Source organism: Cupriavidus sp. FW305-27, from assembly GCF_058787995.1.
Genome location: NZ_JBYTAG010000003.1, coordinates 23,592 through 39,856 on the forward strand (window position 1 = coordinate 23,592; position 16,265 = coordinate 39,856).

The following is a 16,265-nucleotide window of genomic DNA, read 5'->3' on the forward strand; positions in this document are numbered from 1 at the left end:
CGTGCCGGCCAAGGCATGGCGGCAGTGCCTGGCTCAGCACTCTACCGCCAACGTCGAGACATTACCAGAAGGCGCTTGCGGCCAGAGCCGGCTAGGCCGAGGCAATGGTGTCCCGCACTGCGTCGGTCACCTGCGCCACCACGCCCTCGCGCCAGTCGTCGGTATCGCCATAGAAGGCACGCCACATCGCCTGGCGGACCAGCGCGCGCTGGTTTTCGTCGGCTTCCGGGTGCTGGTGCAGCCAGTGGTCGCCGCGCAGCGCGTCCAGCACCTCGCCCACCGGCAGCGTGCCGAACTCAAGCGCGATGCCGGCGTAGTCGATGGTGGGCAGGGTCTGCAGCACCGCGTGCCAGGCCAGGCCGGTGAGGTTGGCCGAGGTCGACGAGCCATCGTAGATCGAGGTTACCCGCGCGCCCCAGATCGCGCGCGTGCGCGTGAGCGATTCCGGCGTGTCCGGGCCCATGTGGATGGGCTCGCCGTAGCCCCAGGGGCCAAGTCCGGTATGGACGTCGATCCAGCGCAGCGCCTCGCGCCCGGCGCCGAAGCGCGCCAGGATGCGGCACAGCGTGTAGTTGCTCCAGGCAGCCTTGTCGCCGCCGTAGAACATGCCGCCCGGGTCCTGGTACTGGCCGCGGCTGACCGCGGCCTGGTACCACGGCATGCCGCGCTCGGCAACGGCCTTCATCAGTTGCGCCTGGTCGGTGTCGGACGGCGGCCATTGCGCCGGCACCAGCAGCGGCGCGATCTCGGCATAGGCCTCGTTGTACGGCAGCGGCTGGGTGAAGTCCATGAAATTGCGGTTCAGGTCGACGTTGTCCTCGTTGACCCGGCGCAGGTGGGAAAAACCGTAGGGATTGATCGCATGCACCAGCAGCAGGCTGGTGTCGGCGGCGGCGCAATCGGCAAGCAGCGCGGCGTCGTGCAGCATTGTCACCTGCGCGCCGGATCCGGCAAAGCCTTCGGCGCCGTGCGTGCCCGAGGTCACCATCAGGCAGCGGCGGGCCTCGGCCGGACCGGCCAGCGCCACGTCGATGGCGAGGTCCTCGCCGGCACTGCCGCGCTTGGTGGGGTGCGGGAACTGGGCCAGCGCGGCCCCGGCCGTGCGCGCGGCGTCAAGGAACTTCTGGCGGGCTTCGGCGTAGCTGCGAGAAAAATGGCTCATGGCGTGACCGGCTGATGCGATGCAGGCATTAGACGCCAAATCCGCAGGTCTTGCCACCCGCAGCTAAAACAGCGATCCGGATGCGTACCCGGGCGATGCCGGCGCGGGCTCTGTCCCCGGCCCCCAGATGCCGGGCGCGGTGAACGCCTGCGGATGCATCTCGATCCCGGCCGCGGCCAGCTGGCCGGCGGTCAGCACCAGGTGACGGGCCAGCCAGTCGTGCAGACTGCGCAGGAAGCGGATGTTGTCGACGCTGTTGGACCCCGCGATCAGCCATTCCAGCTTGATATGCGCGGTATAGACGTCCAGCAGGTTGGTGGCGCGCAGCCGCGGCGGGGTGGACGGGCTGCGCTCGATCGCCAGGATGCGGCGCACTTGCGCCATGCCGATGTCGCAAGTGCGCTGGTACTGCTCGTAGACGCCCTCAAGCGCCGGGAAACGCACTGTCGGCTGGACGCGCGGCACCGCGGCCACCTTCTCCATGCGCAGCACCAGGTAGCGGATCGCGGCGGCGCGCTCGGCGGCCTGCGCCTGGCCGGGATCGCGCCGGCGGGCCGGGGGCGCCACCTCGGGCAAGGCCGTGCGCGGCACCACATCGCGCTCGGTGTAGTCCGGCACCTGCAGCAGCAGGCCCGGATGCGGCACCGCGGCACGCGCGCAGTCGTCGCCAAAGGGGTATTCATGCCCTGCGGCGTCGCGCAGGATATAAGCCTGCCCGGTCGGAAAGCCATGGTGGCGGCGGCTCGCGCCCCGCGCATGGCAGCGCGTGGCGGGGTCGACGAAGTCCTTGCGCACGGGGATCCAGCCCCCGTCGTGTGCCTGGGTCATGCGTTGCGGCTCATACCTGAATTGCTAGACCCGCTATTGTCGCCGATCTGCGCGACCGCCCCGGCGAATCTGCCCTGCCCTACTTCAGCATGAACGACATCGCCGACAGGCAGTTCAGCATGCGCACCGCCGCCTGGACCGAATCGGCCTGGAAGGACAGCGTCACGCCGTCGCGGCGCTCCAGCGCCGGCCACTGGCAGAACAGGTCCGCGTGCGCGGGCGTCAGGGTCTGCAGGGTGCAAGTCACCGGCGCGGCGATGCGCAGGCATTGCGCCTGCGCGCGTTCGCGCACCGCGGTTGCGGCCGCCGCGGCAATGGCCTCGCGCGCCGCCGCCGGCGACAGCGAGGTGCCGCTGCCGAAGCCGTCCGCTGACTTGGTCTCGACATAGCGCACCCACGGCATCAGCGCATGGGTTTCCTGCACGAAGACATCGTCGCCGCTGGCCATCAGCACCGGAGCGCCGAACTCGCCGGCCAGCGCGGCGTACAGGCCCGCCTCGCCCAGTTCCTTGCCGTTGAGCCAGACCCGCGCAAACGCGCCGCTGTTGATGGTGTGCGCCAGCACGCCGCGGCTCTGGGCGCGGCCGTGGTAGCCGATCATCAGCACGCCGTCGACTCCGGCCTCGACGCCGGCCATCATGCCAAGGTAGCGCGGCTTGCCAAGCACCACCCGCGCGCGCGGATCGAGCTGGTCCGGCAGCAGGTTGCGGAAGCCGCCGTGCGAATCGTTGACCAGTACTTCAGTCGCGCCGCCGGCAAAGGCACCATCGACCGCGGCATTGGCTTCGCCGGTCATCCAGGCGCGGGCGCGTTCGTATTCGCCGTTGCCGGGGCGCGTCTGTTCGGCGTGGAAGACGCCAGCCACGCCTTCGATATCGGTGGAAACAAGGATCTTCATCAGGCGGTCTGGCCCAGTTCGGGCATCACGTCCAGCAGTGCGCGCCGGCCGTGGCCGTCGCGGCCCTGCACCGGTGCGGCATGCCACAGGGCATGCAGGATGGCTTGCTCGACGCTGTCGGCCGCGGCGCGGAACAGCGGGTCGAGATGGGTTTCATGCAGCATGGCGACGGCCGGCATCGGCCGGGCGGTGTCGTGCGGCACGGTATACGCGCTCGAGAACGCGACTGCGATATCGCCCGAGCCATGCCCGAACACCGAGCCAGTACGCGCCAGCCCGGCGCCGGCGCGCAGCGACAGCCGGCGCAGCTGGCGCGCATCCAGCGGGGCGTCGGTGGCGAGGATCATGATGATCGATCCCTTTTCCGGTTGCGCCGCGGTGTCGGGCTGCGCCAGGCGCTGCACCAGTTCCGGACCGGCCAGCCGGCCGGCCACGGTCAACGATTCCGGCGTGCCGAAATTGGCCAGCACCAGCGCGCCCACGCGATAGCCACCGGCCAGGCGTGAAGCAGTGCCGATACCACCCTTGACGCCGAATGCCGACATGCCGCGTCCGGCACCGACCGCTCCCTGCGCGACGTCATGACCGGCACCGGCCAGGGCCGCCTCATAGTGGCTGCCCTCCACCGCCATGCGCTGGATATCGTTCAGGTAGCCGTCATTGCACTCGAACACCAGCGCATTGACGGTCGGCAGCGCGCGGCCGATCTCCGGATTGGCCGCCACCGCCGCACGGATCTGCGCCTGCGCGACCGCGCCGACCGAAAAGGTATTGGTCAGCGCCAGCGGGGTTTCCAGCACGCCCAGTTCGTCCACCTGCACCAGCCCGATGCTCTTGCCAAAGCCGTTGAGCACCGTGGCCGCGGCGGGCACCTTGTCGCGGTACGGATCGCCGCCATGCGGACGGATCACGGTGACGCCGGTCTGCACGGCGCCGTCCGCCAGCGTGCAATGGCCGACGGTCACGCCGGCGACGTCGGCGATGCTGTCCAGCGGACCTGCCGGCAGGCTGCCGACACGCGGCACGCCCGTTGTCGATGCGGTCATGTTCAGCGGCTCAGGTTCAACGGCGGTCGATCTTGGGGTCAAGCGCGTCGCGCAGGCCGTCGCCCAGCAGGTTGAAGGCCAGCACGGTCAGGAAGATCGCCAGGCTGGGGAAAATCGCCACGTGCGGCGCGGTCACCATGTCGGCGCGGGCTTCGTTGAGCATCGCGCCCCATTCCGGCGTGGGCGGCTGCGCGCCCAGCCCCAGGAACGACAGGCTGGCCGCGGTGATGATCGAGGTGCCGATACGCATCGAGAAATACACCACGATCGACGACACCGTGCCCGGCAGGATATGCCGCATCAGGATGGTCCAGTCCGACGCGCCGATGCTGCGCGCCGCCTCGATATAGGTCAACCGCTTGAGCATCAGCGTATTGCCGCGCACCAGCCGTGCAAACGCCGGGATGCTGAAGATGGCCACGGCGAAGATCACGTTGGTCATGCCGTTGCCGAGGATGGCCACGATGCCGATCGCCAGCAGGATGCCCGGGAAGGCGAAGAGCACGTCGGAAATGCGCATCACGATGCGGTCCCACCAGCCTTCGTAGTAGCCCGCCAGCAGGCCCAGCACGGTGCCGATCAGCGCGCCGATGATCACCGACAGGAAACCCGCCGCCAGCGAGATGCGCGCGCCGGCCAGGATGCGGCTGAAGATGTCGCGTCCGAGCGAATCGACGCCCATCCAGTGCGCGGCCGACGGGCCGGCGTTGAGCGCGTCGTAGTCGAAGTAGTTCTCCGGGTCGTACGGCACGATCTGCGGCGCCACGATGGCAATCACCACCAGCACCAGCACGAAGGCACCGGCGCCCAGCGCCAGGTGCTGCTTGCGGAATTTGCGCCAGAACTCGGTCCAGGGCGTGCGCACGGCCTCCGGCACGGAGGCGGTGGCGGGTGCCGCTTGCGCTGCGGCGGGCGTGGAAAGCTCAGTCATGCCGGCCTCACTTGTAGCGGATGGTTGGGTTGATCACGGTGTAGAGCATGTCCACCACCAGGTTGATCAGGATGAATTCGAGCGAGAACAGCAGCACCTCGGCCTGGATCACCGGGTAGTCGCGCATCTCGACGGCATCGACCAGCAGGCGCCCCAGGCCCGGCCAGTTGAACACCTTTTCCACCACGATCGAGCCGCCCAGCAGGAAGCCGAACTGCAGGCCCATCATCGTCACCACCGGGATCATGGCGTTGCGCAGGCCGTGCTTGGCCACCACCAGCGTCTCGCGCACGCCCTTGGCACGGGCGGTGCGGATGAAATCTTCTTGCAGCACCTCGACGAACGAGGCCCGCGTAAAGCGCGCCATCACCGCGGCCACCGCCGCGCCCAGCGTGATCGACGGCAACACGTAGTGCTTCCAGCTGTCGGCGCCGATCGACGGCAGCCAGCCCAGCTGCACCGAGAACACTTCCATCAGCAGCATGCCCAGCGCAAAGGCCGGGAACGAAATGCCCGACACCGCCAGCGTCATGCCGAACCGGTCCGGCCAGCGGTTGCGCCATACGGCCGAGCCGATGCCGATCGCCATGCCGAACACCACCGCCCAGGCCATCGACGCCACCGTCAGCAGCAGCGTGGGCATGAAGCGGTCGCCGATCTCCTCGCTGACCGGGCGCTTGGTGCGCAGCGAATGGCCGAACTCGCCGCGGACCGCATTGGAAAAGAAGTTGACGAACTGCTCGTGCATTGGCCGGTCCAGGCCCAGGTCCTTGCGCACCAGTTCGACGGTGGCGGAATCGGCCTCCGGGCCCGCCGCCAGCCGCGCCGGATCGCCCGGCAGCAGGTGGACGAACAGGAACACCAGCACTGCCACGATCAGCAGCGTGGGGATCACGCCCAGCACACGTTTGAGGAAGTAATTCAGCATGACACACCAGAAAGAAATGCAGCAGCAGAGGCCGCAGGCCGCCCGCCTGCGACCCCGCGACGCGGGCAAGGCGGCCACCTCGGCGTACTGCTTTACTGCTTACTGCTCTTTGGATGGGATTACAGCCGGCACCCGTTGTTTGCTCCCCTCTCCCGCTTGCGGGAGAGGGGCCGGGGGAGAGGGCAGGAGCTTCCACGAAGTCCCGGCCCTCGCCTCACCCATTACTGCTTGATATCGATCTCTTCGAAATTGAACGATCCATCCGGCATCACATAGGCGCCGCTCAGCCGCTTGCTGCGCGCGAACAGCACCTTCTCGGTCACCAGGAAGGCCCACGGCGCATCCTTCCAGATGCGTTCCTGGGCGTCCTTGTACAGGCGCGCCTTTTCGCCACGATCGGTGGTGCGCAGCGCGCCGGCGATATCGGCGTCGACCTGGTCGTTCTTGTAGTACGCGGTATTCAGCAGCTTGGGCGGCATCGACTCCGAAGCCAGCAGCGGACGCAGCGCCCAGTCCGATTCACCGGTCGACGACGACCAGCCCACGTAGTAGATGCGCACGCCGGCATCTTCCGGCTTGGGCACGCTCTCGACCTTCTCCACGCGCTGGCCGGCCTCAAGCGCCTGCACCGAGGCCTTGATGCCGACCTGCTGCAGCTGCTGCTGCACGAACTGGATCACCTTCTGCGCGGTGGTATGGTTGTAGGCCGACCACAGCGTGGTCTCGAAGCCGTTCGGATAGCCGGCTTCCTTCAGCAGCGCGCGCGCCTTGGCCGGGTCATACGGCCACGGGCCCAGCTTCTCGGCATAGTCCACGCCAGGCGGCACCACGCCTTCGGCCGGCACCGCGTAGCCAGCGAAGGCGACCTTGGCCAGCGCGTCCTTGTTGATGGCATAGTTGATGGCCTGGCGCACCTTGGGGTCGTTGAACGGCTTGACCATGGTGTTCAGCGACAGGTAGCGCTGGATGATCGACGGCGAGGCGATCAGATCCACCTTGGCGCTGTTCTTCAGCACCGCGGCCTGCTCGAACGGGATGCTGAAGGCAAAGTCAGCCTCGCCGGTCTGCATGATCGCGGCGCGGGTGTTGTTGTCGACCACCGGCTTCCAGGTGATAGTGTCGATTTTCGGGTAGCCGGTCTTCCAGAAGCCCGCGAATTTCTTGCCCTTCAGGTGGTCGGGCTGCTTCCATTCGACAAATTCGAAGGGGCCCGTGCCGACCGGGTGGAAGGCGATTTCCTTGCCGTACTTCTGCAGCGCGGCCGGCGAGATCATCACCGCCGACGGGTGCGCCAGCACGTTGATGAACGGCGAGAACGGCTCCTTCAGCGTGACCTTGACGGTATTGGCATCGACCACGTCGGTCTTGGCGACACGGTTGAACAGCGTGTAGCGCTTGAGCTTGTTGGCCGGGTTGGTGACGCGGTCCAGGTTGGCCTTGACGGCGCCGGCGTCGAAGGTGGTGCCGTCGTGGAACTTGATACCCTTCTTCAGCTTGATCGTATACGTCAGGCCGTCCTTGCTGACGTCGTAGCTGTCTGCCAGCACATTGACCAGCTTCATATCCTTGTCCAGGCCGAACAGGCCCTGGTAGAAGCTCTTCCCAACCGCCTGCGACAGCGTGTCGTTCGAATCGTACGGATCCAGCGAGGTGAAGGTCGAACTCACCGCCATCACGGCATCCTTGGCGGCGAAAGCCGGGGCCGAAACCAGCATGCCCAGCGTGCCGGCGGCAAAGGCGCCGGCCACCCATCGGGGCGAAACCATACGTGCAGACATCGTCGATTCTCCTTGGTAACTTGGTGACTTCCAGGACTTCAATAGGCGCCGCCGACGGCATGCCGGGCGACATAGTGGCCGAGCGACCCGCTGCCGGCGACCTGCACCAGCGGCTGCACCACCGGTTCGTCGCCGACCGCGCGGATCGGGCTGGGGATCTCGTCGTTGAGCGGCTCGCGCCGCAGGTGGCGCCGCGCCGGGTCGGCGATCGGCACCGCCGACATCAGCTTCTTGGTGTACGGGTGCTGCGGGTTCTCGAAGATTGCGCGGCGCGGGCCGATCTCGACGATCTGGCCCAGGTACATCACCGCCACGCGGTGGCTCACACGCTCCACCACCGCCATGTCGTGGGAGATAAACAGGAAGGCGATGCCAAGCTCGCGCTGCAGGTCCAGCATCAGGTTGACAATCTGCGCCTGGATCGACACGTCCAGCGCCGACACCGACTCATCGGCCACCACCACCTTGGGGTTCAGCGCGAGCGCGCGCGCAATGCAGATGCGCTGGCGCTGGCCGCCGGAGAACTCGTGCGGGTAGCGCGCCGCATGCGATGCGTCCAGCCCGACCTTGTCGAGCAGCCAGGCCACGCGCTGCTCGGCCTCCTTACCGCTGGCGACCTTGTGCACCAGCAGCGGCTCCATGATCGAATAACCGACCGGCACGCGCGGATCGAGCGAGGCGAACGGGTCCTGGAAAATGAACTGGATATTGCGGCGCAGGGTCTGCAGCGCCGGCCCTTCCATCTTGCTGATGTTCTGCCCGGCGAACTCGATGGTGCCGCTCTGACTTTCCACCAGGCGCAGCAGCGAGCGGCCCGTGGTGGACTTGCCGCAGCCGGACTCTCCCACCAGCGCCAGCGTCTCGCCGGGATAGAGGTCGAAGCTGACCTTCTCGACCGCATGCACGCGCCGCGTGACGCGGCCGAACAGGCCGCCGGGCACGTCGAAGCGCGTCACCAGGTCCTGCACGCGCAGGATCGGCGCCACGCCCGGCGTCACCGTGTCCTGCGGTGCGACCGGCTCGGCGTTGGCGCTATCGAGTCGCAGCAGCGGGAACTTGGCCGGCAGGTCGGTGCCGCTCATCGCGCCCAAACGCGGCACCGCCGACAGCAGTGCGCGCGTATACGGGTGCGCCGGCGCGCGGAACACATCGTCGGAAGTGCCCTCTTCCACCTTCTCGCCGCGGTACATCACCAGCACGCGGTCGGCGACCTCGGCCACCACGCCCATGTCGTGCGTGATGAAGACCACGCCCATGTGCATCTCGGCCTGCAGGCCGCGGATCAGCTGCAGGATCTCGGCCTGGATGGTCACGTCCAGCGCCGTGGTCGGCTCGTCGGCGATCAGCAGCGCCGGCTTGCACGACAGCGCCATCGCGATCATCACGCGCTGGCGCATGCCGCCGGAGAGCTGGTGCGGATAGCGCTCCAGCACGCGGCGCGCCTCGGGGATGCGCACCAGCTCCAGCATGCGCAGCGCTTCGGCACGCGCCGCGGCGCGGCTCTTGCCCTGGTGCAGCCGGATCGATTCGGCGATCTGCTCGCCCACCGGGAACACCGGGTTGAGCGAGGTCATCGGCTCCTGGAAGATCATCGCCACGTCGGCGCCGCGCACGCTGCGCAGCGTGGCGTTGTCCGCGCGCGCCAGGTCGATCACCTCGCCGCCGCGCCGGCGCAGCGCCATGCTGCCGGAGGCAATCTTGCCGCCGCCATGCTCGACCAGCCGCATCAGCGCCAGCGACGTGACCGACTTGCCCGAGCCCGACTCGCCCACCACCGCCAGCGTCTCGCCGCGGTCGACATGGAAGGACAGGTTGCGCACGGCCTCGACGGTGCGCTCGGACGTGGCAAAGCGCACGGTCAGCCCGTTCACCGAGACCACGCGCTGCGGTGGCAGCACGATGCCGGACTGGGAGGCTTGCATAGGGGAAGTGGCCACTGGAACTCCTTGTATTGCCGGGTGATGCAGGGGGATGGCGCTCAGCCGTAGATCGACACGTTCACGGCCTCGCCCACCCGGGCGAAACCGCGGTACATGCCTTCGGTGTTGAAAGGCAGCGTGACGTTGCCGGCGCGGTCCACCGCGATCAGGCCGCCGCGGCCGTTGATGGCCGGCAGCTTCTCCATCACCACGCGCCGCGCTGATTCCTCGAGCGACAGGCCCGCATAGCGCATCTGGGCAGCCACGTCGTGCGCGGCCACGGTGCGGATAAACATCTCGCCGGTGCCGGTGGCAGACACTGCCGCCACGTCGTCCGCATAGCAGCCCGCGCCGATCACCGGGGTATCGCCCACGCGCCCCACCTGCTTGTTGGTCACGCCGCCGGTGGAGGTGGCCGCAGCCAGGTTGCCGCGGCCGTCGCAGGCCACCGCGCCGACGGTGCCGAACTTGCTGTCCGGATCGATCGGGTCGCTCGCCTGCGTCTTGCCTTGCGCCACCAGCGCAGCGCCATCGTGGTCCAGCAGCGCCATGCCGGCGTTGCCAAGCGCACGCTGCCACTGGTCATGGCGGGCCTGCGTGAAGTAGTAGTCCGGGCCCACCAGTTCCAGCCCCTGCGACTGCGCAAAGGCCTCGGCGCCGGCGCCGGCAAAAAGCACGTGCTCGCTGTGGTCCAGCACCGCGCGCGCGGCCAGCACCGGGTTGCGCAGGCGCGTGACGCAGGCCACCGCGCCGGCTGCCAGCGTGGCGCCGTCCATCACCGCGGCATCGAGCTCATAGGTGCCGGCATGGGTCAGCACGGCGCCCTTGCCGGCGTTGAACAGCGGGCATTCTTCCAGCAGGCGCACGGCCTCGGTGACCGCATCGAGCGCGCTGCCGCCCTCGGCCAGGATGCGCTGGCCGGCTTGCAGCACGTGTTGCAGCGCTTCGATGTATTCGCGTTCGCGGGCGGCGTCCATCGCCGCGCGGGTGATGGTGCCGGCGCCGCCGTGGATGGCAATGACTGCTGGTTGCATGTGGATGCTCAGGACTTGCGGGTGTTGGAGGATCGGCCGCGCGTGGCGCCAGCCGTGGCTTCGGTGGACTGCGGGGTGCCGGGCGCGGCACGGCCCGCGGACTCCGCGGCCGGCGTGCCGTACAGCCACGGCAGCAGGAATTCGGTCATTTCGGCGGCGGCCTTGACCGGGCGCTCGGCCCGGTGCGCGACCGCGCCGCACAGCGCCTCGATCAGCGCCAGCACGGTGGCATCGGAGTTGGCCGAGAGCCGGTTGCCGGCCTGCGCGTAGAGCGCGATATCGGCCAGCGGCGCCAGCGGCGAGGTCGGCCCGTCGGTCAGCGCCAGCACCTGGCCGCCGCGCGACTTGGCCCGCTCGGCCAGTTCGATGGTGTCCGTGACGTAGCGCGGGAAGGCAATCACGATCAGCAGGTCGCTTGGCTGCTGCTTGAACAGCTGCCGCGCCGCATGCGAGGCGCCGCCGGCGCCCGCCACCGAGGTCACCATGCGGCAGTGCATTTCCAGCCCGTGCTGCAGCAGGCCCGCCAGGAAACCGCTGGCGCCGAAACCGGCCACGTAGACACGCTGCGCCGCCAGGATCGCCGAGACCGCGCGCTCGCAGGCCTCCGGGTCGATGCCGCGCCGCGTGGCTTCCGCGTTGGCCGCGGCATCTTCCAGCGAGGCGGCGAAGACTTCGGCCGCGGTCGCGGGCCGCTCCAGCTCGCTGCGCAGCCGCTCCACCGGAGCCAGCGTGGCCTCGAAGCCGCGCACCAGCTCGGCCCGGAACTGCGGATAGCCGTCGAACCCCAGCGCCCGCGCAAAGCGGTTGGCCGTGGCCACCGACACCTCCACCGCCGCGGCAAATTCGTCGATGCGCATGGTCGCTGCGCGGAACAGATTGGCCAGCACGTATTCCGCCATGCGGCGGTGCGCCGGCGTCAGCGTCGGCAGGCTGCGCGCAATGCGGTCTGAGATCGAATGGCCTTTTTGCATGGTGGAAGCGGTTGGTCTGGACGTCGTCTGATGCACGCCGTTTTCGTGAAAATGAATTTACACGCAACGCACGAACAAGAAAATAGAGTTTTGCAAGACCAAGGGTAATCCCTGAATCGTCGAGGCACGAAGGCACATTGGCGGTGCACGTTGCCGGGCTGTTTTGCACCGCCACGGCGTGCGGCGCACCGGAAACGCTACAATGCCGGCCAGCGCACCAGACCCGGCGGTTGCCCGCTTTCTCCGCGCTTTTTCTGTTTTTCACTCAGGCATTTCCCCCTCCCGTGATCCGAATCGACCAGCTAGTCCTCCAGCGCGGCACCAAGGTGCTGTTCGACCACACCAGCGTGACGCTCAACCCGGGCGAGCGCGTGGGCCTTGTCGGCGCCAACGGCAGCGGCAAGTCGACGCTGTTCGCGCTGCTGCGCGGCGAGCTGCATCCGGACGGGGGCGATGTCATCGTGCCGGCTCAGTGGCGCGTCGCACACGTAGCGCAGGAAACGCCTGCGGTCAGCCGCACCGCCGTGGATTACGTGATCGATGGCGACACCCGCCTGCGCGAAATCGAAGGCGCCATCGCCGCCGCACAGGCCAGCGGCAACGGCAGCGCCGAGGGCGAAGCCCACGCCGCCTTTGCCGACGCCGACGGCTACACCGCCCCGGCGCGCGCCGAGGCCCTGCTGCTGGGCCTGGGCTTCACGCTGGCGCAGGTGTCGCAGCCGGTGGCCTCGTTCTCCGGCGGCTGGCGCATGCGCCTGAACCTGGCGCAGGCGCTGATGTGCCCGTCCGACCTGCTGCTGCTCGACGAACCGACCAACCACCTGGACCTGGACGCCATCGTCTGGTTGGAAGACTGGCTGGCGCGCTATCCCGGCACGCTGGTGATGATTTCGCACGACCGCGAATTCCTCGATGCGATCTGCAACGTCACCGTGCATATCGAGAACCAGCAACTGCGCCGCTACGGCGGCAACTACACGCTGTTCGAGACCCTGCGCCTGCAGCAGATGGCGCAGCAGCAATCCGCCTACGTGCGCCAGCAGAAGGAAATCGCGCACCTGGAATCGTTCATCACGCGCTTCAAGGCCAAGGCGACCAAGGCGCGCCAGGCGCAGAGCCGCGTCAAGGCGCTGGAAAAGATGGAGCGGCTGGCGCCGGTGCACGTGGCCGCCGGCTTCGCTTTCGAGTTCCGCGAACCCGACGCCGCCCCCAACCCGATGATGGTGCTCGACGGTGTCGATTGCGGCTATGCCGAGGCCGAGCCGCCCGTCACCATCCTGCACAACCTGGCGCTGTCGATCCAGAACGGCCAGCGCATCGGCCTGCTCGGCGCCAACGGCCAGGGCAAGTCGACGCTGGTCAAGACGCTGGCGGGCACGCAGGATCCGCTCAAGGGCAACCTGCGCCTGGGCAAGGGCCTGCAGATCGGCTACTTCGCCCAGCACCAGCTGGAGACGCTGCGCGACCACGACTCGCCGCTGCAGCACCTGGCGCGGCTGGCACCCGATACCCGCGAGCAGGAACTGCGCGACTTCCTCGGCAGCTTCAACTTCCGCGGCGACATGGCCACTTCGCCGATCGAACCGTTCTCAGGCGGCGAGAAGGCCCGCCTGGCGCTGGCGCTGATCGTCTGGCAGAAGCCCAACCTGCTGCTGCTGGACGAGCCGACCAACCACCTGGACCTCGACACCCGCGAGGCGCTGACCATGGCGCTGGCGCAGTTCGAAGGCACGCTGATCCTGGTGTCGCACGACCGGCATCTGCTGCGCGCGACCGCCGACCAGTTCATGCTGGTGGCCGACGGCACCATCAAGCCGTTCGACGGCGACCTGGACGACTACCGCGACTGGCTGCTGCAACAGGCCGCGGCCAAGCGCAATGCCGCCACCGCCGCGCACCTGGCAGAGAACGCCGGCGATGCCACCGCGGCGGTCAACCGCAAGGACCAGCGCCGCGCGGAAGCCGACGAGCGCCAGCGGCTGTCAGCACTGCGCAAGCCGTTGACCAAAGAATTGGAAAAGGTGGAAAAGCGCATGGCGGTGCTGCAAGCCGCCAAGGAGGAGATCGACCAGTTCATGGCCGATGAAAGCAGTTATGCCGAAGCCAACAAGACCAGGCTGATGGAGATGCTCAAGCGCCAGGGCGAGGTCAACGGCGAGCTGGAGACGCTTGAGGAGAAGTGGCTGGAGTTGCAGGAGCAAATCGAGCAGATTGCGTGACCGCCTCTTTTCGGGCGCAGGGGGTACACGCTCATTGGCACAGCCAGCTCAGCGGCCTCAGCACCAAGACTACCCGCGCCAAGTGCTGGGCCGCATCGCCGATCATCCGATTAACCGGACCCGAACTGCCGCCTGGGCCGTCGCTGCCGCACTGCCGGGCCTCGAACCGGCCCTGGCCTCCTACGTCAAAATCCCTTGCCCCTGGCACCGTCAAGGACGGCACATTACATCTTGGCAGAGGTTCAGTCAGGTTTGCCGAGGCAGTTCGTACGCGATGGTACGAATGACGCCTACGTTGTCCTGCACCTCACAGAGTATCTGCGTCGACAAGGCTTTCAGCTCGAACGGCGGCTCCGTCACCACGATTCCGCTTGGTATAGCGCCCCAAATCCGGAGACCAGGACCGATCGGCTTGTCGAGATTTGGCGGGAAATCGGGTGCCAGAGGCAAATACTCAGTCAGAATCAGGCTCTTGTATGGCGTCAGGCTGGCAAGCACGCCGGCAATGCGTGCGTTGTCCAGATGATCGAGCACCTGGCGCAGGAAAACGACGTCACCTCTCGGCCAGGGCTCGCTTGTGATGTCGAGGCACCGGAAGTCCACATCAAGACTGGAGAAGAACCTGGTGCGGTTCGACTGGATGACTGCCTCCACCACGTCGCAAGCAACATAGCGTGCGCAAGCCGGCCGGATACGGCTGCCGACATTGAAATCGCCGCAACCGAGGTCAACCACGTCTGGCCGGTATGGCAACGAGCCGAGGTAGGCCGTTACGGCTTCGACATAGGTGTCGACGATCGCCGGATCATGAGAACTGCTCCCGCTGTAGAACCCGGAGTGGTCCTTCGCCACGCCCCACCCCCCGGTTTCGTAGACATGGGAAAACACCTCGCGAAGCGCCTTTCCCTGATACAGTGCGCGGTCTTTGCGGATGGTCCGGTCGTGGTGGTATTTCAGCAACCAGGCTGGCGTGTACGGCTTGAGCCGTTGTTTCAGCCGTTGCATCAACACCGCGCGCAAAGGCTTGGTCGGTATGCTTGAAGTGTTCACAATATGCCTCCCTGCAGGGAGTGGCGAAATGTGGACGGCCCGGGGCGGGCGGGTCGCGAGCCCTCAATCTATCGGGTGTGCAAACCGCACAATGTCTGGTTTCGCACATCGGAATGTCAAAAAGGCCCAGTGTATGGCGCGTCGGCAAGCATCTGACCGATGACGCTCTTCACGAGGGGACGCATTTGGCCGGCACCTGTCGCCTGGCGGCTCCCGGGCATCTGCCTCGCTGTGCTCACACTGAGCAGCGCTGCCGAATTGACCCGGCGCGCCATGGAAATGAGCGCGCAACCGCTCACGGAAATCGCCGCGATTTGCCGACAGTCTGGTTCAAGATCCATCTCGGACGAGTGTGGCTGCTCCGTCCTGTTGCATTGATTGTTAGCGCCTGCCTTTATCCCTCCTCAACCCGTGCTCCCACGCCGACCGGGTAGTCGCACTTGGCCAGTTCGATACCGGCCTGATAGCGGACTTCCTGCCCTTGCTGCCCGCCGCGCACGCAGTTCAGCAGTATCCGCACCAGGTTGGCTCCCGCTATATGGGTGAAGGGATAGCCTCCTCCGAATCTTGGATTCATCTCCAGGAGGTACTGACGCCCGTCGCGCTCGATCACATCGCAGTCGACATTGCCGATGTGCCGCAATTCGCGACTGATTCGCGTGGCCAGGTCGTTGAATGGCGCGCTTTCGACAGTGATCGCCCGGTCCGTCTCCCCCGCCCGCATCGACAGCTTCTTGCGGACCGCAAACCCGATCGGCCTCGCCTCAAAGTCGTTGAAGATATCGAGCCCGTACTCCTGGCCCGAGATCACTTCCTGGATCAGCACCTCCATCCCTGGCTGTCCCATCTTTGCGAAGATCGATTTCTGCAAGATCCGCTGGCAGTACGCACGGGCGAAGCGAAGCTCGTTCAGGTCCTCGACGACGAAGATGCCAAAACTAGCGCTGCCCCAGCGGGGCTTGACAACCAGAGGGAAGGCTACCGAGCCCGTCGCAATGGCATGCTCTGCACTTTCGAGGGTCGCATAGCTGCGCGGCGTGGACAGCCCGATTGATTCGGCGAACTGCGCAGTCAGGAACTTGTCCGCGCAAAGGCTAATGACCTCTGCCGACGAGATGACCGGTATCGTTCCGATTTCCCGAAACCGTTGAGCGTGCTCGGCAATGAGCGGGAGCTCCAAGTCATTCAGCGACAGGAGGGCCGAGACCCGATGCACCCTGCATACATCGATCAGGAAGTCGATGTAGTTATCCGCCAAGAGGCCGGGGCCTACCAGGAACATGTCGCATGCGCTCGCGGCCGGCGCGCCGCGTTGCATGTCCACCCCAAGCACCATGCCGGTCCCGTTCAGCTCCGACTTGAAATACTCCACCAGATAGCGCCGTCTCCCTATGCAGGTCAAAAGAACGTTCATCTTCACCCCAATCTCATTCCAACCACAATGACCCTGCCATAGCCCCACAGCCCCATCATGCAGGTCTTTCGATGCTTTCGTCGGACC

At 66.9% G+C, this 16,265-nt stretch carries 13 protein-coding genes; 1 reads left to right on the forward strand and 12 read right to left on the reverse strand.

Annotated features, from left to right (window positions below):
• Window positions 1–91: 91 nt before the first annotated feature.
• The 10 genes from AC3WRI_RS02010 to AC3WRI_RS02055 all read right to left on the reverse strand — a co-directional run bounded on the left by AC3WRI_RS02010 (window position 92) and on the right by AC3WRI_RS02055 (window position 11,495).
• The gene (locus AC3WRI_RS02010) at window positions 92–1,162 is read right to left on the reverse strand and encodes a M14 family metallopeptidase (protein WP_010814206.1); all 1,071 of its coding nucleotides are present in this window, start codon (window positions 1,160–1,162) and stop codon (window positions 92–94) included.
• A 63-nt stretch (window positions 1,163–1,225) separates the two neighbouring features.
• Window positions 1,226–1,990 carry a hypothetical protein gene (locus AC3WRI_RS02015; protein ID WP_439667972.1) on the reverse strand — a complete coding sequence of 255 codons (765 nt, stop codon included), beginning with the start codon at window positions 1,988–1,990 and terminating at the stop codon, window positions 1,226–1,228.
• Window positions 1,991–2,069: 79 nt separating this feature from the next.
• Window positions 2,070–2,888, reverse strand: a complete 819-nt coding sequence (locus tag AC3WRI_RS02020; protein WP_010814208.1) for a M55 family metallopeptidase — start codon at window positions 2,886–2,888, stop codon at window positions 2,070–2,072.
• Window positions 2,888–3,934, reverse strand: a complete 1,047-nt coding sequence (locus AC3WRI_RS02025) for a DmpA family aminopeptidase (RefSeq protein WP_010814209.1) — start codon at window positions 3,932–3,934, stop codon at window positions 2,888–2,890. The genes AC3WRI_RS02020 and AC3WRI_RS02025 overlap by 1 nt, the downstream gene beginning before the upstream one ends.
• A gap of 16 nt (window positions 3,935–3,950) precedes the next feature.
• Window positions 3,951–4,865 (reverse strand): glutathione ABC transporter permease GsiD, encoded by a 915-nt coding sequence (gene gsiD, locus AC3WRI_RS02030; protein ID WP_011615492.1) that lies wholly within the window; start codon window positions 4,863–4,865, stop codon window positions 3,951–3,953.
• A gap of 7 nt (window positions 4,866–4,872) precedes the next feature.
• Window positions 4,873–5,793 (reverse strand): glutathione ABC transporter permease GsiC, encoded by a 921-nt coding sequence (gene gsiC / locus AC3WRI_RS02035; protein ID WP_010814211.1) that lies wholly within the window; start codon window positions 5,791–5,793, stop codon window positions 4,873–4,875.
• Between the two features lie 221 nt (window positions 5,794–6,014).
• Window positions 6,015–7,571: a glutathione ABC transporter substrate-binding protein GsiB gene (gene gsiB / locus AC3WRI_RS02040; protein ID WP_037024891.1), complete on the reverse strand. Its 1,557-nt coding sequence runs from the start codon at window positions 7,569–7,571 to the stop codon at window positions 6,015–6,017.
• Window positions 7,572–7,609: 38 nt separating this feature from the next.
• A complete protein-coding gene (locus AC3WRI_RS02045) occupies window positions 7,610–9,493 on the reverse strand; it encodes a dipeptide ABC transporter ATP-binding protein (RefSeq protein ID WP_010814213.1) in 1,884 nt (627 codons plus the stop codon).
• 56 nt (window positions 9,494–9,549) lie between these two features.
• Window positions 9,550–10,524 (reverse strand): isoaspartyl peptidase/L-asparaginase family protein, encoded by a 975-nt coding sequence (locus tag AC3WRI_RS02050; protein ID WP_011615493.1) that lies wholly within the window; start codon window positions 10,522–10,524, stop codon window positions 9,550–9,552.
• Window positions 10,525–10,532: 8 nt separating this feature from the next.
• Window positions 10,533–11,495 carry a MurR/RpiR family transcriptional regulator gene (locus AC3WRI_RS02055; protein WP_010814215.1) on the reverse strand — a complete coding sequence of 321 codons (963 nt, stop codon included), beginning with the start codon at window positions 11,493–11,495 and terminating at the stop codon, window positions 10,533–10,535.
• A 284-nt stretch (window positions 11,496–11,779) separates the two neighbouring features.
• Here AC3WRI_RS02055 and AC3WRI_RS02060 point away from each other — a divergent pair, with 284 nt between their 5' ends.
• On the forward strand, window positions 11,780–13,714 hold the full coding sequence (locus tag AC3WRI_RS02060; RefSeq protein WP_041687406.1) for an ATP-binding cassette domain-containing protein: 1,935 nt from the start codon (window positions 11,780–11,782) through the stop codon (window positions 13,712–13,714).
• 246 nt (window positions 13,715–13,960) lie between these two features.
• Here AC3WRI_RS02060 and AC3WRI_RS02065 read toward each other — a convergent pair whose 3' ends face one another.
• Window positions 13,961–14,764, reverse strand: coding sequence for a class I SAM-dependent methyltransferase (locus AC3WRI_RS02065; RefSeq protein ID WP_011615495.1), 804 nt, complete (start codon window positions 14,762–14,764; stop codon window positions 13,961–13,963).
• 394 nt (window positions 14,765–15,158) lie between these two features.
• Window positions 15,159–16,178 (reverse strand): ATP-grasp domain-containing protein, encoded by a 1,020-nt coding sequence (locus AC3WRI_RS02070; RefSeq protein ID WP_492292515.1) that lies wholly within the window; start codon window positions 16,176–16,178, stop codon window positions 15,159–15,161.
• Between the last annotated feature and the right edge of the window lie 87 nt (window positions 16,179–16,265).

Excerpts from the sequence above, each read along its gene's own strand:
- AC3WRI_RS02045 (WP_010814213.1), bottom strand. The coding sequence starts at position 9,493 with ATGCAAGCCTCCCAGTCCGGCATCGTGCTGCCACCGCAGCGCGTGGTC.
- AC3WRI_RS02015 (WP_439667972.1), bottom strand. The coding sequence starts at position 1,990 with ATGACCCAGGCACACGACGGGGGCTGGATCCCCGTGCGCAAGGACTTC.
- AC3WRI_RS02070 (WP_492292515.1), bottom strand. The coding sequence starts at position 16,178 with ATGAACGTTCTTTTGACCTGCATAGGGAGACGGCGCTATCTGGTGGAG.
- AC3WRI_RS02050 (WP_011615493.1), bottom strand. The coding sequence starts at position 10,524 with ATGCAACCAGCAGTCATTGCCATCCACGGCGGCGCCGGCACCATCACC.
- AC3WRI_RS02020 (WP_010814208.1), bottom strand. The coding sequence starts at position 2,888 with ATGAAGATCCTTGTTTCCACCGATATCGAAGGCGTGGCTGGCGTCTTC.
- gsiB (WP_037024891.1), bottom strand. The coding sequence starts at position 7,571 with ATGTCTGCACGTATGGTTTCGCCCCGATGGGTGGCCGGCGCCTTTGCC.
- AC3WRI_RS02010 (WP_010814206.1), bottom strand. The coding sequence starts at position 1,162 with ATGAGCCATTTTTCTCGCAGCTACGCCGAAGCCCGCCAGAAGTTCCTT.
- AC3WRI_RS02055 (WP_010814215.1), bottom strand. The coding sequence starts at position 11,495 with ATGCAAAAAGGCCATTCGATCTCAGACCGCATTGCGCGCAGCCTGCCG.
- gsiD (WP_011615492.1), bottom strand. The coding sequence starts at position 4,865 with ATGACTGAGCTTTCCACGCCCGCCGCAGCGCAAGCGGCACCCGCCACC.
- AC3WRI_RS02025 (WP_010814209.1), bottom strand. The coding sequence starts at position 3,934 with ATGACCGCATCGACAACGGGCGTGCCGCGTGTCGGCAGCCTGCCGGCA.
- gsiC (WP_010814211.1), bottom strand. The coding sequence starts at position 5,793 with ATGCTGAATTACTTCCTCAAACGTGTGCTGGGCGTGATCCCCACGCTG.